This window comes from Rhodobium orientis (genome assembly GCF_003258835.1).
GTDB lineage: Bacteria > Pseudomonadota > Alphaproteobacteria > Rhizobiales > Rhodobiaceae > Rhodobium > Rhodobium orientis.
In genome coordinates, this window is record NZ_NPEV01000008.1 from 16,945 (window position 1) to 34,444 (window position 17,500).

Below are 17,500 nucleotides of genomic sequence, written 5' to 3' on the forward strand. Positions count from 1 at the left end.
GGTCAAGGGGCAAAAGAATGCAGATCGGAACGCTCTCCGAACGCACCGGCGTCAGCGTCAGGATGCTGCGCTATTACGAGGCAGAGGGGTTGCTGGCCCCGGCCCGGCGCGCCTCGGGCTATCGGGACTACGGCCCGGAGGACGAGGAGACCGTCCACCGGATCCGGATGCTGAACGAGGCCGGTCTGAAGCTCGATCTGATCCGCCGGTTCCTGCCCTGCGTGACCAGCGACCGGCCGGATTTCGACCCGTGTCCCGACCTCCTGGCGGCGCTGCGCGGCGAGGTTGCGCGGCTCGATGACCGGATCGGGGCGCTGGAGCAGAGCCGCACCGTGATCGGCCGCTATCTGGAAGAGGTCGAGGCGGGGATCTGACGGTCCGACCGGGCGCCGACAGGCCCTCAGTGCATGACCTGCCCGCCATCGACAGAATATTGACTGCCGGTCACGAAGGAGGCGTCGTCGGAAAGCAGAAATGCGGCGACGGCGGCGGCCTCCTCAGCGGTTCCGACGCGGGGCAGGGCAAGGCGTGAGGTGACATCGGCCTCGAAGGCGTTGCGGACATCCGGCTCCATGAAATCCCTGAAGTTTGTGTCGATCGGGCCGGGAACGAGCGTGTTGACGCGGATGTTCCGATGCCCCAAGGCCGAGGCCCAGCACCGCGCAACCGAGATCATCGCGCCCTTGGCGGCCGCATAGAGGCTTGCCACGGGCAGGCCTTCGTAGGCGGAGGTCGAACTGGTCAAAACAACCGAGGCGCCGTCGCGCAGATGTCCGGTGAGCGCGGCCATCTGAAGGATCGGCCCCTTCAGATTGGCGCCGATGATGAGGTCGAACGCCTCGGACGACACCTCGTCGATCGGTCCGACACGGGCAAAACCGGCGTTGAGCCAGAGGCCGTCGAGGCCTCCGGCGGCAGCGACGCTGCGGGCAAGGATGTCGACATCCTCCGGCCGCGCGGCGTCGTTGTGGAGTACGGTCGCCGACGGTGGCAGTTTGCTGCGCAATGCGTCGAGGCGCGCTTCGTCGCGACCGGTCGCGATGACAGTTGCGCCCTCGGCCGCGATCCGCACGGCGCCCGCCAGCCCGATGCCGCTGGTCGCCCCGGTGATGAGCACGCGTTTTCCCTTGAACCGATCCATAGCCAACTGTCCCCGTTTCCTGATGACAGGGATTTAGCCTTTTCGGACTGTGTTGTTTATGCGGTACAATCTGACAATGGTATTTTGAAAATGGTGCATGATGCGCGGCCGCGACCTGTTTCAGCTAAAGGCGTTTTGCGCCGTCCTCGAACACGGCAATTTCGCCCGTGCGGCCGCCCATCTCGGCCTGTCGCCCTCGGCGCTCAGCCAGATCGTGAAGGACCTGGAGGAGCGCCTGGACCTGCGCGTGCTGAACCGCACGACGCGCAGCGTCGCCGCGACGGAGGCCGGGCGGGCGCTTTATGAAAGGATCGAGCCCGCCCTGCATCTGCTCGAAAACGTCGACACGGAGGTCGCAGCACACGCCGGCCGGATCTCCGGGACGTTGCGCCTCAACGTCTCCCGGGTCGCCGCCAATATCTATCTGGCGCCGATCTTGGGCGGCTTCTTGCGCGATCATCCCGACGTGACCGTGGACATCGTGACGGATGACCGCCTGGTCGATGTGGTCGCCGACGGATTCGATGCCGGAATCCGGCTCGGCGAGAAGCTGCATCAGGACATGATCGCGGTGCCGCTTTCCGGCGATCTGACGATGAAGGTGGTGGCCTCGCCCGCCTATCTCGCGCGGTACGGCGAGCCGCGCCATCCCAACGACCTGAAGGGGCATCGCTGCCTCTGCTACCGGAATCCCAGCGACCGTTCCCCCTATCGCTGGGAGTTCGAGCGCGGCGACGACCGGCGGGAGGTGACGGTGTCGGGTCCGATCATTGTCGACGAGCCCGCGATGCTGCCCCGGATCGCGCTGGAGGGTATCGGGATCGCCTATCAGTTCTCCCACCAGGTCGATCGCTATCTGGAATCGGGTGACCTGGTGCGGCTCCTCACCGATTGGACGCCGCCGTTCGCGGGCTTTTTCGTCTACTACCCGAGCCGCCGGCAGATGGCGCCGGTGCTGCGTGCCTTCGTCGACCACGTCAAGCGGATGCACGCGAAGGTCTGAGCGGCGCTCGGCCTGCCCATGCGGCGGTGCGTCATGGCACCAGGACCTGGCTGCCGGTCGTGCGGCCGGCCTCCAGATCCGCATGTGCTCTGGCGGCCTCCGCCAGCGGATAGGTGCCGCCGATCTCCGAGACAATGCCCGCCTGCAGCGCCGCGATGACCGCCGGGCTGGCGTCAGCATAGCGGTTCGGGTCGGCGGAATAGGCCATGACGCTGGGCTTTGCCAGCGCGGCGAGGCCGAGGTCCTCGATGCGGATCGGCGGCACCGGTCCCGCCACCCAGCCGATGCTCGCGACCGTGCCGAATGGGCGCACGCATCCGAGGGATTTTTGCAGCATCTCCCCGCCGATGCCGTCGATTACGAGATCGACGCCCTTTCCATCGGTCAGATTGGAGATGTTCTGCACGATGTCCGCGGATCGGCCGACGATGACGTGATCGGCGCCGTTGGCGATGGCGAAGGCCGCTTTTTCCTCCGTGCTGGCCGTACCGATCACCGTTGCGCCGAGATGTCTTGCCCAGCGCGTCAGCATCACGCCGAGGCCGCCGGCTGCGGCGTGGACCAGCAGGACCGTGCCGGCCGCCACCGGATAGGTGACAGTCAGCAGCATGTGCGCGGTGAGGCCGCGCAGCATCGATGTGGCGGCGATCTCCAAGGGGATGTCATCGGACAGCCGGACAGCCCGCCATGCCGGCAGCAGCCTGGTCGCGGCATAGCCGCCCGGAACGCCCGCATAGGCGATCCGATCCCCGATTCCGATGTCCTCGACGCCCGGCCCCACGGCCTCGACGATGCCGGCACCCTCGACGCCCGGCACGTGCGGCTCCGGCAGAGGGTAGAGGCCGCGGCGATGGTAGATGTCGATGAAACTGACGCCGATGGCGTGCTGGCGCAGGCGGATTTCCCCCGCGCCGGGCACCTGCGGTGTGGTCTCGATTGCCCCAAGCACCTCAGGGCCGCCGCGCCCGGTCATGCGAATCTCAATATCCATGATCTTTGCCTCCATCTGACCGAGGCGACGATGCAGGTTTCCGGCTTGTGGGAAAATTCCCTTTAATCTCCCATTCAATGGGAATAAATGAACATATGGATTGGGAGGACCTGCGCCATTTTTCCGCCTTTGCGACCCATGGCAGCCTGACGGGCGCGGCCCGCGTGCTGGGGGTGGAGCATGCGACGGTCGCCCGGCGGATCGCCGCGCTGGAAGCGCATCTTCAGGTCAGGCTGGTCGACCGGCGCGGACGCCGGCTGATGCTGACGCCCGATGGAGGGCGGGTCGCGGCGTTTGCGGAAGCGATGGAGGGCGATGCCGCGGCGATCGAGCGTGCGGCGGCCGGCGCGCGGGCCGAACTGCGCGGTGAGATCACGATCAGCGCGCCGCCGGCCTTTGCGGCCGCCCGGCTCGCCGCGCCGCTTGCCGCATTGCGGAAGCAGCATCCCGGGCTGGCGATACGGCTTATCGGCGAGTCGCGCGGTGCGGCGCTGGAACGGCGCGAGGCGGACATCGCCATCCGGCTGAGCCGTCCGGAGGAGGGCGATTTCACCATCTTCAAGCTCGGCGCGATGGCGTTCCGCCTCTATGCCAGCGCGGCCTATCTGCAGGAGACGCCGGAGCCGGACTGGACCTTCATCGGCTATGACGGGGCGATGGCCGCCGCGCCGCAACAGGTGAAGCTTCGCGACATCGCGCGAGGCCGACCCATCGCCTTCACAGCGAGCACGACGGAGATACAGGCGGCGGCAGCAAGGGCCGGGGCGGGCGTTGCCATGTTGCCGGATTTCCTGGCCGAGGCGGACGCCGCGCTTCAATGCGTGAACCCCGACGACCCGGTCTTCCGCCGCGACATCTGGCTGGTCGTCCATTCCGACATGAGGACCGCGCCGGGCATCCGCGCCACCATCGACGCCTTGAAGGCCGGGCTTGCCGGATAAGGCCAACCATGGCGGGGAGCGAAACGGCCATTCGCAAATCATGCCGCGGCGGCCCTGCGGTTTCCGCATCGTGGACCCAATCAGAACGGGGCGGCACGCGAATCCGGCCCTGGCGGACGTTCGGCCACAGCCATCGTTCCTGCTGTCTGCCGGCACACCGGTTTTCGGCCGGGCCGTGAAGCCGATCGCGGCCCCGTCTGCCTCTTGGACAACACCGTACTGAAGATCGGGACGTCCGCCGCGGATTTCGATCTGTTGGTTCCTCGGGGCCACGGATAGTATGACCGTCCTCAATTCGAACGGGACCGCCATGTCGCTTCTTCAAATCGCTTCGCTGCTGATCGTGCTGGCCGGGGCCTTCGGGACCATCAACTATCTCTTTCTGCGGCTCCCCTCGGCGATCGGCATCCTTGTCGTGGCGCTTGTCGCGTCTTTCGCGGTGATCGGCACGGACGCGCTGTTCCCGTCGCTGACCGTCGAGGAAGCGATCCGCGCCGAGGTGCTGGAGCTGGAATTCTCCGAAGCGCTGCTGGAGGGCATGCTCGGCCTCCTGCTGTTCGCCGGTGCCTTGCACGTCAAGCTTTCGGATCTGCGCAAGGACTGGCTCGTGATCCTGTTGATGGCGACGATCGGCGTCGGCCTGTCGACCGTCATCGTCGGCGCCGGGTTCTCCTGGCTCACGGGCATGCCGCTGATGGTCGCGCTGGTCTTCGGCGCGCTGATTTCGCCGACCGATCCGGTGGCCGTGCTCGGCGTGCTGCGCGAGGCGGAACTGCAGAAATCGCTGGAGACCAAGATCGCCGGCGAAAGCCTCTTCAACGATGGCGTGGGCTATGTGGTCTACCTCGTGCTGATCGGGCTCGCGTTTCCGTCCGGCGACGGCCACGGTTCTGGCCTTGCCGACGCGGCGGTTCTGTTCGTGCGCGAGGCGCTCGGCGGAGCGATCCTAGGTCTCGTCCTTGGCTGGTTGACCTTCCGGGTCATGCGCCGGATCGACGACTATTCCCTGGAGGTCCTGATCACCCTCGGCCTTGCCTTCGGCGGCTACGAGCTGGCCGTCTGGCTCCACGTCTCCGCGCCCATCATGGCGGTCTGCGCGGGGCTTCTGATCGGCGATATCGGCACCAGATACGGCATGTCGGAGGAAACCCGGCTCTACGTCGCGGCCTTCTGGAAACTCATCGACGAAATCCTCAATGCGGTGTTGTTCCTGATGATCGGATTCGAGGTTTTTGCGGTGGCGTTCGAATTCGATTTCCTTGTGTCAGGCTGCATGGCCATCGTCCTGGCCCTGCTGGCCCGGCTGGTTGCCGTCGCGGTCCCCGTTCTGATGCTGAAACCGTTCCGGGCGTTCAACAGGGGTGTGATCCCGATCATGACCTGGGGCGGGCTGAAGGGCGGTATTTCCGTCGCCCTGGCGCTTGCGCTGCCCGAAAGCGACTGGACGCCTCTGATCCTGACGGCCACCTATATCGTCGTGGTGTTCTCGATCGTCGTTCAGGGATTGACCGTGACCCGGCTCGCCGAACGGGTCGGCCGGGCTCCTGAACTGCCCCAGGGCTAAGCGGATGCAAAGACACACGCACAAGCAGACAGTTAGAGAGTTTCGAGCGATTTCGTCGCGAAGCAGGGCCGGAAATGTCGCTCGATCCGACGACCCTTCGCTTCGCCGTCACCGTCTCCGGCAGCATCGCCGAGGCTGCGAAGGAGGAAAACATCTCGCCTCGGCGGTCAGCAAGCGGATTTCCGACGCTGAAGAGAACCTCGGCGTCACCCTGTTCAAGCGCACGACACGGGGGATGATCCCGATGCATCCGGCACGAACGCCGTTGCGGTATGCCCGCCGCATCCTGCGCGACGCGCAAGCCATCGAGGAAGCGCACTGGCGTGAGTTACGAAAGATGGCGGGCAAATGGGGAGAGCGTTCGAACTCAAAGAGTTCGCAAGGCGAACAGCCGCCCGAGCCGATGCGAGGTCCTGACTGGAGCGAAGCCCGGAGGGCGACAGCGCGAAGTCAGAAAATGGCGGACGGGGTGGGATTCGAACCCACGAGACGGTTGCCCGCCTGCTGGTTTTCAAGACCAGTGCCTTCAACCACTCGGCCACCCGTCCAGGCCGCTTTTCAGTATGACGCCTTTTGATTTACGCCGCATCCCCGAAAGAAAGCGGGTCAGTGTGATCGGCGCCTGAAGCGCGGGGCATCCATAGCCGGATGGTTCTTTGCGATCAACATCGCGTTGAGCGAGTTGCCGTTTCGGCTTCGCGTCCCTGAACCGATGGGCGCCGTCCGCGGTGCTTGAAAAGAAAAGGGGCGCGGCGGGCGCGCCCCAGGTGCCAGGTTGCGGCTTCTTCTTCCCAGGAGGAGCTACCAGCAGCTATAGCCGCCGTCGGCCAGCACCACCGAACCGGTCATCAGGCTCGAGGCGTCGCAGGCGAGAAAGAGGACGACCGCGGCGACCTCGTCGACCGTCCCCATGCGGCCGAGCGGCGTGCCGCCGATCCAGTAGCGGTTGAGCTCCGGATTATCGTGGACGTAGGCGGTCAACTCGGTCTCGATATAGGTTGGCGCGACGGCGTTGACGCGCACGCCGCGGCCGCCCCATTCGGCGGCGAGGGAGCGGGTGAGGTGGTGCACCGCGGCCTTGGAGGCGTTGTACTGGGACTGCTCCTGGGGCCGGTTGACGACCTCGCCGGACATGGAGCCGAGATTGACGATGACGCCCTTTTCCGCCTCCAGCATCTTCTTGCCGAAGCTCCGGCAGCACCAGAACAGGCCGTTGAGGTTGACCTCGATGACGGAGCGCCAGACGTCGTCGGCCATGTCCTCGGCCGGCTCGAAGGCCTTGCCGATGCCGGCATTGTTGACCAGCACATCGACGCGGCCATGGCGGGCAAGGATGGCGTCGCGCGCGGCATCGACGGCGGCCGGGTCGGTGACGTCGAGGGCTTCGAACTCGGCCGTCGCGCCGGCAGCTTTGAGCTTGTCCGCCGCGGCCTTGCCGGCCCCGACGTTGCGGTCGGCGACGACGATAAACGCGCCGGCCTCGGCCAAGGCCTCGGCGATGGCGAAGCCGATGCCCTGGGCGGCACCGGTGACGACCGCGATGCGGTCCTTCAGGGAGAATTTTTCCAGGTACATGGTTTTCGGCACCATTTTTCTTGGGGGAGAAAAGGGTCAGCCAGCCGCGGCTTCTGCCGGCGCGGCCGCGCCGTCGGAGGAAAAGTCGATGCGCCGGCCGGCGTCATCGAAGACGTGGCATTTGTCGGCCGGCAGGTTGAGCCAGATGCGGTCGCCGGTCCTGAACCCCCGTTCGCCGACGGCGCGCACCGTCACCATGCCGAGGCCGCCGACCTCGACATGGAAGAAGGCGTCGCTGCCGAGCTGCTCTTCGACGGAAATGACGCCCGACCACAGGCCCTCGGTCGCCGAATAGGTCATGTGTTCCGGTCGGATACCGAGGGTCGCCGGGCGGGCGCCGCCGTCGGCGGCAAGGCCGGGCAGGGGCAGGGCATGGTCGCCGGGCAGCCTCAAGGTATCGCCGTCGATGCCGTCGACCGGCAACAGGTTCATGCGCGGCGAGCCGATGAAGCCGGCAACGAAGAGGTTGGCCGGACGGTCGTAGAGTTCCAGGGGTGTCGCATACTGCTCGACCCGGCCCTCGTTGAGCACGACGATGCGGTCGGCCATGGTCATCGCCTCGACCTGGTCGTGGGTGACATAGACCATGGTCGTCTTCAGGGTGTCGCGGAGCTTGCTGAGCTCCACCCGCATCTGGACGCGAAGGGCCGCATCGAGGTTGGACAACGGCTCGTCGAACAGGAACGCCACCGGTGAACGCACGATCGCCCGGCCGATGGCGACGCGCTGGCGCTGGCCGCCAGAGAGCTCGCGCGGCTTGCGGTCGAGATAGTCCTCAAGGGCAAGGATGCGCGCGGCCTCGTCGACCTTCGCCGCGATCTCGGCCTTCGGCAGGCCGGCGATCTTCAGGCCGAAGGCGATGTTGTCGCGCACGGTGATGTGCGGGAACAGCGCGTAGGACTGGAACACCATGGCGAGCCCGCGCTCCGACGGCCGCAGCTCGGTGACATCCTCGCCGTCGATCAGCACCCGGCCCTTGGTCACCTCTTCCAGCCCGGTGATCAGGCGCAGCAGCGTAGACTTGCCGCAGCCCGACGGGCCGACGAAGACGACGAAGGCGCCGTCATCCACCGTCAGGCTGACGTCCTTGATCACCTCCTGGTGGCCGAACCGCTTGACGACGTGATCCAACGTGATCTGGCCCATCTTCCTCTCCCGTTTTCCGAGGCGTGCCGCGTTCGGCGTTGGCGATGCGGCATGCCCCGGTCTATTTGCTGTTTTGCACACCCTTAGCCGGATAAGTATTTTGTCCGGCAGGGCGCGCCTTAGACTGCGGCGGTGCCCCTGCCGGCGACGTTTTCCTTAGCCGACTTCATTTCCGTCCGGATGTACTCCTGGGCGTGGCGGCAGAGGTCGGCGCCGTCGTCCCAGAGATTGCGCCAGATGCCGAGAATGCCGGTCAGCGGCTGGCCGGTCACCACCGAGGAGAAGGACTCAAAGGTGATCGGATGCTGGTAGTCGATTTCGGCGAGCGCCCGGAACATCTTCGTGAAGTCGACATTGCCGGAGCCGAGATAGCCGCGGTGGGATTCGCCGATGTGGAAATAGCCGAGGTCGTCGCCCGTCTCGCGGATGGCGCGGGCGTTGTCGGCCTCCTCGATGTTCATGTGGTAGGTGTCGAGGTGGACCTTGACGTTGGGCGCGCCGATGCGCCGGCACATGGCGACGGCCTGCTCGGCCGTGTTGATGACGTTGGACTCGTAGCGGTTGACGACTTCCAGCCCGATCGTGATGTCGTGCTTTGCCGCGGTCTCGCAGATCCGCTGCAGTACTTCCACGGAGTTGGCGATACCGGTCTCGGTCGGCGGCTCCATGTATTTCTGGAACGCCGAATAGAGGATGCCGCACATGTGCGTCGCGCCGATGCCGATGGCGACGTTGAGGGCGTCGTTGAGGCGCTCCTCGCCGCGGGCAACGATCGTCTTGTCGGTGCTGGAGACGTCGGTGGAGGCGTCCAAGCCGAGCGAGATCGTCGTGCCGATGCCGTTCTCCTCCAGCTTCTTAGCTGTGAATTCGATGTCGATGCCCCTGGGGTCGAGGGCCGGGATCTCGATGATGTCGAAGCCGAGCTCGGCGCTCGAGCCGATCGCGCGGGCCGCCTCGTCGTGGCTCCAGCCACCCGTCCAGACCAGGGCATGCACACCCAACTTGTTCATTTTATTTGCCTTTCATTCTTTTCGTTTGTTCCTGTGGAGCGACCGGGGAGGTGTGGTCAGTCGAACAGGATGCCGCCACAGACATTGAGGGCCTGGCCGGTGATGAAGGCGGCGTCGTCGGAGGCAAAGAAGGCCGCCGCGCCGACGACGTCTTCCGGGTAGCCGAGACGGCCGAGCGCGGTCTTGTCCTTGACCGCCTGCAGGGACGCCTCGTCCGGGTAGTTGTTGCGGCCCATGTCGGTATCGATGATGCCGGGGCAGACCGAATTGACGGTGATGCCGTCATGGGCGACTTCCTGGGCGAGGATCTGGGAGAATCGGATCACCGCGGCCTTGGAGGCGCAGTAGTGGGCCTGGCCCGGCGCGCCGCGCTTGCCGCCGACCGAGGCGATGTTGACGATGCGGCCCTTGCCGTTGGCGCGGAAATGGGCAAGCAGCGCCTTGGTGACGAGGAAGGTGCCCTTGGCGTTGACGTCGAAGATGCGGTCCCACTCGTCGGGCGCGATGTCCTCCACATTGAAGACCGACAGGACGCCGGCATTGTTGACGAGAACGTCGATGCGCGGAGAGAGCTTCAGCGCATTGGAGACCAGCGCCTCGACCGATGCCGGATCGCTGACGTCGGCAAACAGCGTGTCGCAGCGCCCGCCGGCGGCCTCGATCGCCGCCTTCAGGCCGGCGAGGTCGTCGGCCTGCCGGTCCAGGTCGTTGGCGATCACGTAATATCCTTCTGCGGCAAAGCGTTCGGCAATCGCACGGCCGATACCCCGCGAGCATCCGGTGATCAGAACCGTCTGGTTGTCACCTCTTCTCGGAATCATTGGGTGTTTTCCTTTCGACGAATGGCCGTGGCCCTGGGCGTCAGTCCTTGACGGCGCCCATGGTCAGGCCGGAAACGATGTGCCGCTGCATGATCAGCGTGAAGACGATCGGCGGGATCGCCTGGATGACGGAGGCGGCAGCGACCAGCTCCCAGAAGGTGTTGCCCGTCGTCACGTAGGACGAGATGACGACCGGGAAGGTCTTGGCCGCGCGCGTGGTCAGGAACAGCGCCATCAGCAGCTCGTTCCAGGCGAAGATGAAGACGAAGGTGGCGACGGTCGCGATGCCGCTCTTGGAGACGGGGAGGGCGACCTTCAGGAACGTTTGCGTCCAGGAGCAGCCCTCGAGCTGGGCCGCTTCGATCAGTTCGCGCGGCACCCGGCGGAAGAAGGACATTGCCACCCAGACCGCGAACGGGATGTTGAAGCCGGCATAGACGAGGATCAGCGCCCAGATGGAATCCAGCATGCCGAAGCCGTTGAACACCATGTAGAGCGGCACGCCGGCGGCGATCGGCGGCATCATCCTTGTCGACAGGATCCAGTCGGCGAGGAAGTTGCGGCCGGTAAAGCGGAAATTGGTGAGGCCGAAGGCGGCGGGCAGGGCAAGCACCACGCACAAGACGGTGGCGCCGACCGTGACGATGACCGAGTTCAGAAGATACGGCCAGTCGTCCTTCAGCATGGTCACGTAGTTGTCGGTGTAGGTGAAGTCCGGGACCCATTGCGGCGGGATCGAGAAGATGCCCGACACGGTCTTGAACGAGGCGAGGAACATCCACAGCATCGGCGCCACGAAAATGAGCGTGATGGCGAGGGCGCCGATGAGCGGCAGGATGGCGGACCGGGTGCGTCTAGTCATCTTCGGCGCTCCGCAGGTATTTCACCGTAATGGCGGTGATGATGACGCTGGCAAAGAGGATGACGACCGCCGCGGCCGAGCCGTAGCCGACCTGGAAGTACTGGAAATCCTGCTTGTAGGCGAAGAAGGTGACGATCTCCGTCGACGAGCCGGGGCCGCCGCGGGTCGTCACGTAGACGATGTCGAAGAGGCGCAGATTGTCGATCACCCTGAGGATGATGCCGACCAGGACGATGCCGCGGATCGCCGGGATCTCGATCCAGGCGGCGATGTGATACCACTTCGCGCCCTCGATCTCGGCCGCCTCGTACTGCTCTGCAGGGATCGACATCAGCCCGGCGAGCATCAAAAGCATCATGAACGGCGTCCACTGCCAGGAATTGATCAGGATGACCGTGGCGAGCGCCAGGCTCGGATCGCTGAACCAGCCGAGCGGGGAAATGCCGATCTCGCCGAGCAGGAAGTTGGCGATGCCGAGATTGGGATTGAAGATGTAGGAGAAGATCAGGCCGATGCAGATCGGCGTGATCATCATCGGCATGATCGATGCCGATCTGAGCACCGCGCCGATACGGGTCTCGCGCAGGGAAAAGAACACTTTGGCCGCAAAGAAGCCAATCAGGATCTCCACCGTTATGGAGGCGACCGTCAGCACCGCGATGTTGCGGCAGGCATCGAGGAACAGGCTGTCGGTGAACAGTTCGGCGTAGTTGTCGAAGCCGATGAAGCGCATGCGGTGCAGCTTCGTCAGCTTGGCTTGGTGCAGGCTCAGATAGACCGAATAGACGAACGGAAAGATCGTCAGCGCCACCAGGTAGACGCCAGCGGGAACGAGGAACATCAGGCGTTCCATGCGGTCCTTGCTGCGGGCCAGCCGGCGGCTGGCGGGACGGGCTATGGTTATTTCGCTCGCCGACATCGGGGTTTCTCGTTCTGCCGGGCCCTTTGCGGGCGCGTTTCCTGAAGGCTCATTCGGGGTGGCGGACGCGAGGGGTGCCTTTCCCGCGTCCGCCGGTCGTTGCATGCCGGGCTATTGGAGGATGCCTTCGGACTTCAGCATCTCGGTCACCTTTTCCTGGGCGGTATCCATGGCCTCTTGCGGGCTCGCCTCGCCGATGATCGCGCGATTGACCTGCAGGCCGATGGCATCGATCATTTCAAAGGTCAGCGGATGGCGCGGACGGCCTTCCGTCCAGGCCGTCTTGGCCGCGGTGTAGAGTTCCTTGGTCCAGGGCAGCTTTTGCTGGACTTCCGCATCCTGGAAGGCCGAGTGCCGGCTCGGCACGCCGCCGATCAGCGCCCATTCCTTGTGGATCTCCGGGCTGGCGAACCAGCGCATGAAGTCCCAGGCGGCTTCCTTGTTCTTGGAGTGCTTGTTGAGGCACATGATCCAGCCGCCGACGGGCGGAACGGTCTTTTCGCCCTTTGCGTGCGGCATCTGGGCGGAGGCCCACTTGCCGACGATGTTGGACTTGTCCGGGTCGCTGAGGCCGGGGGTGCGCACCGACCAGGCATTGATCATGGCGACCTTGCCTTGGGCGAACGCGTTGAAGCGGTCGTCCCACTGGTACTGCTCGCCGCCCGGAGGCCCGTAGGCCACCATGTCGTGGAAGAATTTCACCAGCTCCACCGACTTCTCCGAATTCAGCAGCGGCGTCTGGTCGGCATAGGGTTCCTCGGAGCCCGGATAGTTGCTCTCCCAGGGCTTGCCGCCGGCGGAGTAGATCCACTCGAAATACTGCTGGCCGGCCGCCGCGCCCCGGCGGTTGTTCATGGCGTAGCCGGACATGCCCGGATAGTCCGGGTTGTCGGTGAAGAACTTCGCCGCTTCCATCGTCTCCTCGAAGGTCTCCGGCACCTTCAGGCCGGCCTTGTCGAAGAGATCCTTGCGGTAGTGCATGACCTGCCAGTAGGCGCCGACCGGCAGGCAGTAGGTCTTGCCGTCCCATTGCGCCTGGCCGGCGATCGAGCCGACGAAGTCGTCCCAGGCGATGATCGAGGGGTCGGTGTCGCCCCACAGATCCTCGACCGGCTCCAGGCAGTCGGCCTCGACGAACTCGCCGACCCAGATGCCGTCGATGAACAGCACGTCATACTGGTCATCCTGCTGCGAGCAGCCGAGAATTTCCTTTTCGTGCAGCGGGTCGTAGCCGAAGCCGTCGGTCGTCACCTCGGCCCCGGTGAGGCCTTCGAACTTCGACTCCATCTTGCGGATCGCCTCGATATAGGGATCGTTGACGACCATCATGTTGATCGATTTGCCGGAGTGATCCCCGAGCAGGGAATCCCAGTCCGTTTCGGCGACAGCGGGCGCTGCGGCAAGGACAACCGACGCCGCCACCGTTGCCATTAGCAATTGTTTGGTCATTGCTTCCTCCGATTGATGGGCGCTCGTAGCCGGCTTTGCGATCGCGCCCGCATCGACAAAGCCTCTCCGTTCGCGGCAAGGGCCGCGTCGGGCATTTCTGAAGGACTCGGTTTTTCGTGTGATGCCGGCGCGTCAGGCGCCGGGTTTTACGCCCGTTCCCGCATCGGGGCGGGCCATCTCCCTGACATTGTCTTGTTCGTTTCCATCGTTTGCATTGCTGGTTCTGGGTCCCTTGGGCCCGATCGCCGCGGCGGATGCGCGGACGATGAGCTCGCAGGACAGGTAGACCCGCATCGGCGGGCCGGTGTCGCCGTCGATGCGGTTGCGCAGGCGCGACCAGATGGCCTGGCCGAACGCCTGGATCGGTTGGCGGATGGCGGTGATCGGGACCGACCGCGCGCACATCCATTTGTAATCGTCGAAGCCGATCACCGACATCTCGTGCGGGATGCGGATGCCGCGCTCAACGAGCGCGGTGAGGACGCCGAGGGTGGTGAAATTGGTGAAGCCGATGATCGCGGTCGGCCGTTCGTGGCCGTCGAGCCATTTCGACAGCCGCTCGGACGCGACATCGAAGGTGAGCCCGGTCTCCAGCACTTCCGGCGCGGGCGCGCCTGCCGCTTCGATGACCCGTGCAGCGCCGGCGCAGCGCTCGCGCATGTTGCCAAGGCCGAGGACGGAGGCGGCGAGCAGGATGCGGCGGTGGCCGAGTTCCAGGAGGTGGCGCGCGGCCATCTCGCCGGCTTCCTCATTGGCGACCGAGACGGTGTCGGCCTGCGGGCTGTGGGTGACGCGGTCGGCGATGACATAGGGCACGCCGGCGCGCTCGATGAGGTCGCGGTTGGGAAAGCGGTCGGTGGAGGGAATGACGACGATGCCGGCCGGGCGCCAGGCGAGGATGGCGGCCAGCCGCGAGCGCTCCGTCTCCTCGTCGTCATTGGAATTGGCGACGATGATCTCGTAATTCTCCTGGCTGACGCAGCCTTCGATCGCTGCGACGATGGAGGTGAAGAACGGGTTGTCGAGATCGGGAACGAGAACGGCTATGATCTGGGCCTTGCCGGTGCGCAATTGCGAGGCGAGGCGGTCGGTCTGGTAGCCGAGATCCGCGGCGACCTTGCGGACGTGGTCGGCGAGGTCCTTGTTGACGGGCTTGCGGCCGGTCAGGACGTTGGACACGGTTCCGGGGGAAACCCCAGCCTTTTTGGCCACGTCGCGGATGGATACCGGCTTGTCGGACATTTCCTCTCGCATCGTTTGCCGCTTGATCACGGTCTAGAAAAACGATTTACTGAAAAACGTTTTACAGGACCGTAGTATACAACGCAAGGCGAAATTGACGACGGATCCTGCCTCACCGTGACGGAGACGGAAAATGGCCCTGGGAAAGGCCGAAACGATCGCATTCGACGACCTGGTGGGGCGGCTCGGCGCCCGGAGCGGCGAGAGCGGCGAGGGCGGCAGGCTGATGGTCGCGCTGGCCGGTCCGCCGGCGGCGGGCAAGTCGACGCTCGCCGACCGTCTGGCCGACGCCCTCAATGTCGCCGCCCCGGAAAGCACGGCCGTCTTCGGCCTCGACGGCTACCATTTCGACGACATGGTGCTGGAGGCCCGGGGCTTGCGGGCTCGCAAGGGCGCGCCGGAGACCTTCGACGTCGCCGGCTTCGCCCATATGCTGGTCCGGCTGAAGGCGAATGCGGAAGAGGAGGGGATCGCCGTCCCCGTCTTCGACCGTAGTCTGGAAATCGCCCGCGCCGGGGCGCGGATCATTCCCCGGAGCGTCCGCACCCTCATCGTGGAGGGCAACTACCTGCTGCTCGACCGGCCGCGCTGGCGTGACCTCGCCCCGCTGTTCGACGTGACGGTCGGTCTCGACTGCGATATCGCGGTCCTCGAAGCACGCCTCAAGCAACGCTGGGAAAGACTCAGTTCTGCAGAGGCCGCAGCCAAGATCGCCGAAAATGACCTGCCGAACGCCCGCCTTGTGGTGGCCGAAAGCTTGGCGCCGGATCTCAGGATTGCCTGCGACGCATCGTCGTCCTAGTGGCGCCCGGGCGCATTTTTCCGAGGATCTGCGTGCGGATGCGTCAAATTCTTCTCAAATTGGTCCGAACGACCACATTTGTGCCGTTTTTTGACCCGAAGCGGAGCACTGTCGACGGGTCGATCGGCAGAGTTCGACGCGACCTTAACGATGATGTAAGAGTCCTCGTGGATGTTGGGTGTCGGATGCACGTGTGGGGAGGCATCCGGCGCTTGATACCCGACGCGCCCGAACGTGGCGCATCAACCGCAAAGCGGATGGCAACGTTGCTGTCGGTTTGGCGGGACGCGACAAGCGGGTCAGGCGTTCCGTAGGCCGACACAGCGTATTGAGTAAGGGCGGCATGCGTCACGGCATCAACGACCAGTCAGCGACAGCGCCGGCGGGGGACACACCGCTTGGGGTAGCGCGATTCGCAAAGTTTCCGGTCAAGGTCGTCCTGGTCCTTGCGGTCAGCGCGATGGTTGCTGCCTGCGCCACCGACAACAAGGGCAGCGGCAAGCGCTCCAAGGAATATTTCTCCGAAAAGAAGTACGGCGTGAAGGCGAGCCCGCGGGTCGCCAAGAACGGCAAGAAGATCCGCTCCGGCGGTGGTCGCTACCTGGTCGGCAAGCCCTACAAGGTCGCCGGCAAGTGGTACAAGCCGCGCAAGGTCCGCAAATACACCAAGACCGGTTACGCCTCCTGGTACGGTTCCGCCTTCCATGGCCGGCTGACCGCCAATGGCGAGGTCTACGACATGAACCGGCTGTCGGCGGCGCACACCACCCTGCCGCTGCCGTCCTATGTCCGCGTCACCAATCTGAAGAACAACCGGTCGGTGATCGTGCGCGTCAACGATCGCGGCCCGTTCCACGGCAAGCGCGTCATCGACCTGTCGAAACGCACCGCCGATCTGCTCGATTTCAGGCATCATGGCGTTGCCAAGGTGAAGGTCGACTATGTCGGCGATGCGCCGCTGGAAGGCCACGACCATGCCATGCTGATGGCCTCCTATCGCGGTCCGGGCCAGACGACGCCGGGCGGCACCTTCCCGGGCACGATGATCGCCAGCGCCACGCCGAAGACGCCTGCGGCCGCCGAGGTCGCAACGCCCGCGCGCCCGGTGCCGCCTGTCATGCTGGCCCAGGCCCCGGTGCCGAAGCCGCGCCCGTTCTGGGCCGCGACCGCGCCGACCGAGGTCGCGTTCGATCCGGCGTCCGCCTTTGCCGGCGGCCAGGACGGCGTGATGGTGGCCTCGCTTGAAAATCCCGTTGCCTCTCCGACGCCGGAGCCGGCCGGTGCCGCGCAAAGCGCCGTGACCGGCACCTACAGCCCGGACGATGGCGCCGCGCCGGATGCGACCGTCGCCCTTGCCGAGAACGCGGCCGACGATGCACGCCGCGTGCGCACGGTGACCTACCGCATGCCGGGGCAGGACAATATCGCGAAGCCGCAGCGCGCTGCCGCTCCGGTCCAACGCGCCGAACCCGTGCGTGTCGCGTCGAATCCCATCAATCTTCAGCCCCAGGTGCGCCAGCAGCCGGTGCGCCAGGCCGTTGCCAACGACACCGGCCTGCGTCTGCGCCGCAGCTCCGCGCCGGTACCGCCGGCTCCCGTCGGCACCACGCCGCCCGCCAATGTCGGCGGTCCCTACGTTCCGATTTCGGCCGATGCCGGCGCCGTGTTCACGTCCGGCGGCCTGTTCTATGCCCGTCCGGACCGCATCGAGGCGGGCTACCAGGTGATTGCCAGGGTCGCTGACGATTCGGTGCCGCTCAGCACCCTGGAAGCGCGCATCGCAGCGGCCGGCCAGCGCGCCGTCGCCGCCAGGGCCGACATCCGCCTCGGCGTCTTCCGCAATCCTGAGAGCATCGCCAAGCTGGAGCGCGGTCTTTCCCATCTCGGCCGCATCGACCGGCGCACCGTCACGGCCAATGGCGAGGCGCTGACGCTGCTGTCGCTGACCGAGATCAAGGCCGGCGTGTCGACCGGTGCAGCCATTGCCGTCGCCGAGCGGCTCGGTGCCGCGGGCGCCCATCCGGTCCGCTGATC

General features: G+C 65.5%; 16 protein-coding genes, 1 tRNA gene and 1 pseudogene. 7 read left to right on the plus strand and 11 right to left on the minus strand.

Annotated elements, in window-relative coordinates:
• The first annotated feature begins 17 nt into the window (after window positions 1-17).
• Window positions 18-374 carry a MerR family transcriptional regulator gene (locus CH339_RS05605; protein ID WP_111433325.1) on the plus strand — a complete coding sequence of 119 codons (357 nt, stop codon included), beginning with the start codon at window positions 18-20 and terminating at the stop codon, window positions 372-374.
• A 26-nt stretch (window positions 375-400) separates the two neighbouring features.
• Here the strand turns inward: CH339_RS05605 and CH339_RS05610 are convergent, their stop codons facing one another.
• Window positions 401-1,141 carry an SDR family oxidoreductase gene (locus CH339_RS05610; RefSeq protein ID WP_111433326.1) on the minus strand — a complete coding sequence of 247 codons (741 nt, stop codon included), beginning with the start codon at window positions 1,139-1,141 and terminating at the stop codon, window positions 401-403.
• 97 nt (window positions 1,142-1,238) lie between these two features.
• Between CH339_RS05610 and CH339_RS05615 the strand changes: the two genes are divergently transcribed.
• Entirely contained in the window at window positions 1,239-2,144 is a 906-nt protein-coding gene (locus CH339_RS05615; RefSeq protein ID WP_244668974.1) for a LysR family transcriptional regulator, read from the plus strand.
• Between the two features lie 31 nt (window positions 2,145-2,175).
• Here CH339_RS05615 and CH339_RS05620 read toward each other — a convergent pair whose 3' ends face one another.
• Window positions 2,176-3,135, minus strand: coding sequence for a quinone oxidoreductase family protein (locus CH339_RS05620; RefSeq protein ID WP_111433441.1), 960 nt, complete (start codon window positions 3,133-3,135; stop codon window positions 2,176-2,178).
• Between the two features lie 95 nt (window positions 3,136-3,230).
• Here CH339_RS05620 and CH339_RS05625 point away from each other — a divergent pair, with 95 nt between their 5' ends.
• The 3 genes and pseudogenes from CH339_RS05625 to CH339_RS25365 all read left to right on the plus strand — a co-directional run.
• Window positions 3,231-4,076, plus strand: a complete 846-nt coding sequence (locus CH339_RS05625; protein ID WP_111433328.1) for a LysR family transcriptional regulator — start codon at window positions 3,231-3,233, stop codon at window positions 4,074-4,076.
• Window positions 4,077-4,386: 310 nt separating this feature from the next.
• Window positions 4,387-5,640 (plus strand): cation:proton antiporter, encoded by a 1,254-nt coding sequence (locus CH339_RS05630; protein WP_111433442.1) that lies wholly within the window; start codon window positions 4,387-4,389, stop codon window positions 5,638-5,640.
• 4 nt (window positions 5,641-5,644) lie between these two features.
• Window positions 5,645-5,869: pseudogene (locus tag CH339_RS25365) on the plus strand (hypothetical protein); the annotation flags it as partial.
• A 229-nt stretch (window positions 5,870-6,098) separates the two neighbouring features.
• Here the strand turns inward: CH339_RS25365 and CH339_RS05635 are convergent.
• From CH339_RS05635 to CH339_RS05675, 9 genes are all read right to left on the minus strand, one after another.
• Window positions 6,099-6,188 (minus strand) — tRNA-Ser (locus CH339_RS05635).
• Window positions 6,189-6,441: 253 nt separating this feature from the next.
• Window positions 6,442-7,215, minus strand: coding sequence for an SDR family NAD(P)-dependent oxidoreductase (locus CH339_RS05640; protein WP_111433443.1), 774 nt, complete (start codon window positions 7,213-7,215; stop codon window positions 6,442-6,444).
• A 36-nt stretch (window positions 7,216-7,251) separates the two neighbouring features.
• Window positions 7,252-8,361, minus strand: coding sequence for an ABC transporter ATP-binding protein (locus CH339_RS05645; RefSeq protein ID WP_111433329.1), 1,110 nt, complete (start codon window positions 8,359-8,361; stop codon window positions 7,252-7,254).
• 119 nt (window positions 8,362-8,480) lie between these two features.
• The gene (locus CH339_RS05650; protein ID WP_111433331.1) at window positions 8,481-9,371 is read right to left on the minus strand and encodes a sugar phosphate isomerase/epimerase family protein; all 891 of its coding nucleotides are present in this window, start codon (window positions 9,369-9,371) and stop codon (window positions 8,481-8,483) included.
• A gap of 56 nt (window positions 9,372-9,427) precedes the next feature.
• Window positions 9,428-10,192, minus strand: coding sequence for an SDR family NAD(P)-dependent oxidoreductase (locus CH339_RS05655; protein ID WP_111433332.1), 765 nt, complete (start codon window positions 10,190-10,192; stop codon window positions 9,428-9,430).
• Between the two features lie 40 nt (window positions 10,193-10,232).
• Window positions 10,233-11,054, minus strand: a complete 822-nt coding sequence (locus CH339_RS05660; protein ID WP_111433334.1) for a carbohydrate ABC transporter permease — start codon at window positions 11,052-11,054, stop codon at window positions 10,233-10,235.
• Window positions 11,047-11,907 (minus strand): carbohydrate ABC transporter permease, encoded by an 861-nt coding sequence (locus tag CH339_RS05665; protein ID WP_201240905.1) that lies wholly within the window; start codon window positions 11,905-11,907, stop codon window positions 11,047-11,049. The genes CH339_RS05660 and CH339_RS05665 overlap by 8 nt, the downstream gene beginning before the upstream one ends.
• Window positions 11,908-12,084: 177 nt before the next feature.
• Window positions 12,085-13,422 (minus strand): extracellular solute-binding protein, encoded by a 1,338-nt coding sequence (locus CH339_RS05670; protein WP_111433338.1) that lies wholly within the window; start codon window positions 13,420-13,422, stop codon window positions 12,085-12,087.
• 132 nt (window positions 13,423-13,554) lie between these two features.
• Window positions 13,555-14,664 (minus strand): LacI family DNA-binding transcriptional regulator, encoded by a 1,110-nt coding sequence (locus tag CH339_RS05675; protein WP_170138419.1) that lies wholly within the window; start codon window positions 14,662-14,664, stop codon window positions 13,555-13,557.
• Window positions 14,665-14,797: 133 nt separating this feature from the next.
• Here CH339_RS05675 and CH339_RS05680 point away from each other — a divergent pair, with 133 nt between their 5' ends.
• A complete protein-coding gene (locus CH339_RS05680) occupies window positions 14,798-15,466 on the plus strand; it encodes a nucleoside/nucleotide kinase family protein (RefSeq protein ID WP_111433340.1) in 669 nt (222 codons plus the stop codon).
• A gap of 460 nt (window positions 15,467-15,926) precedes the next feature.
• A complete protein-coding gene (locus CH339_RS24940) occupies window positions 15,927-17,498 on the plus strand; it encodes a septal ring lytic transglycosylase RlpA family protein (RefSeq protein WP_244668973.1) in 1,572 nt (523 codons plus the stop codon).
• Window positions 17,499-17,500 lie beyond the last annotated feature (2 nt).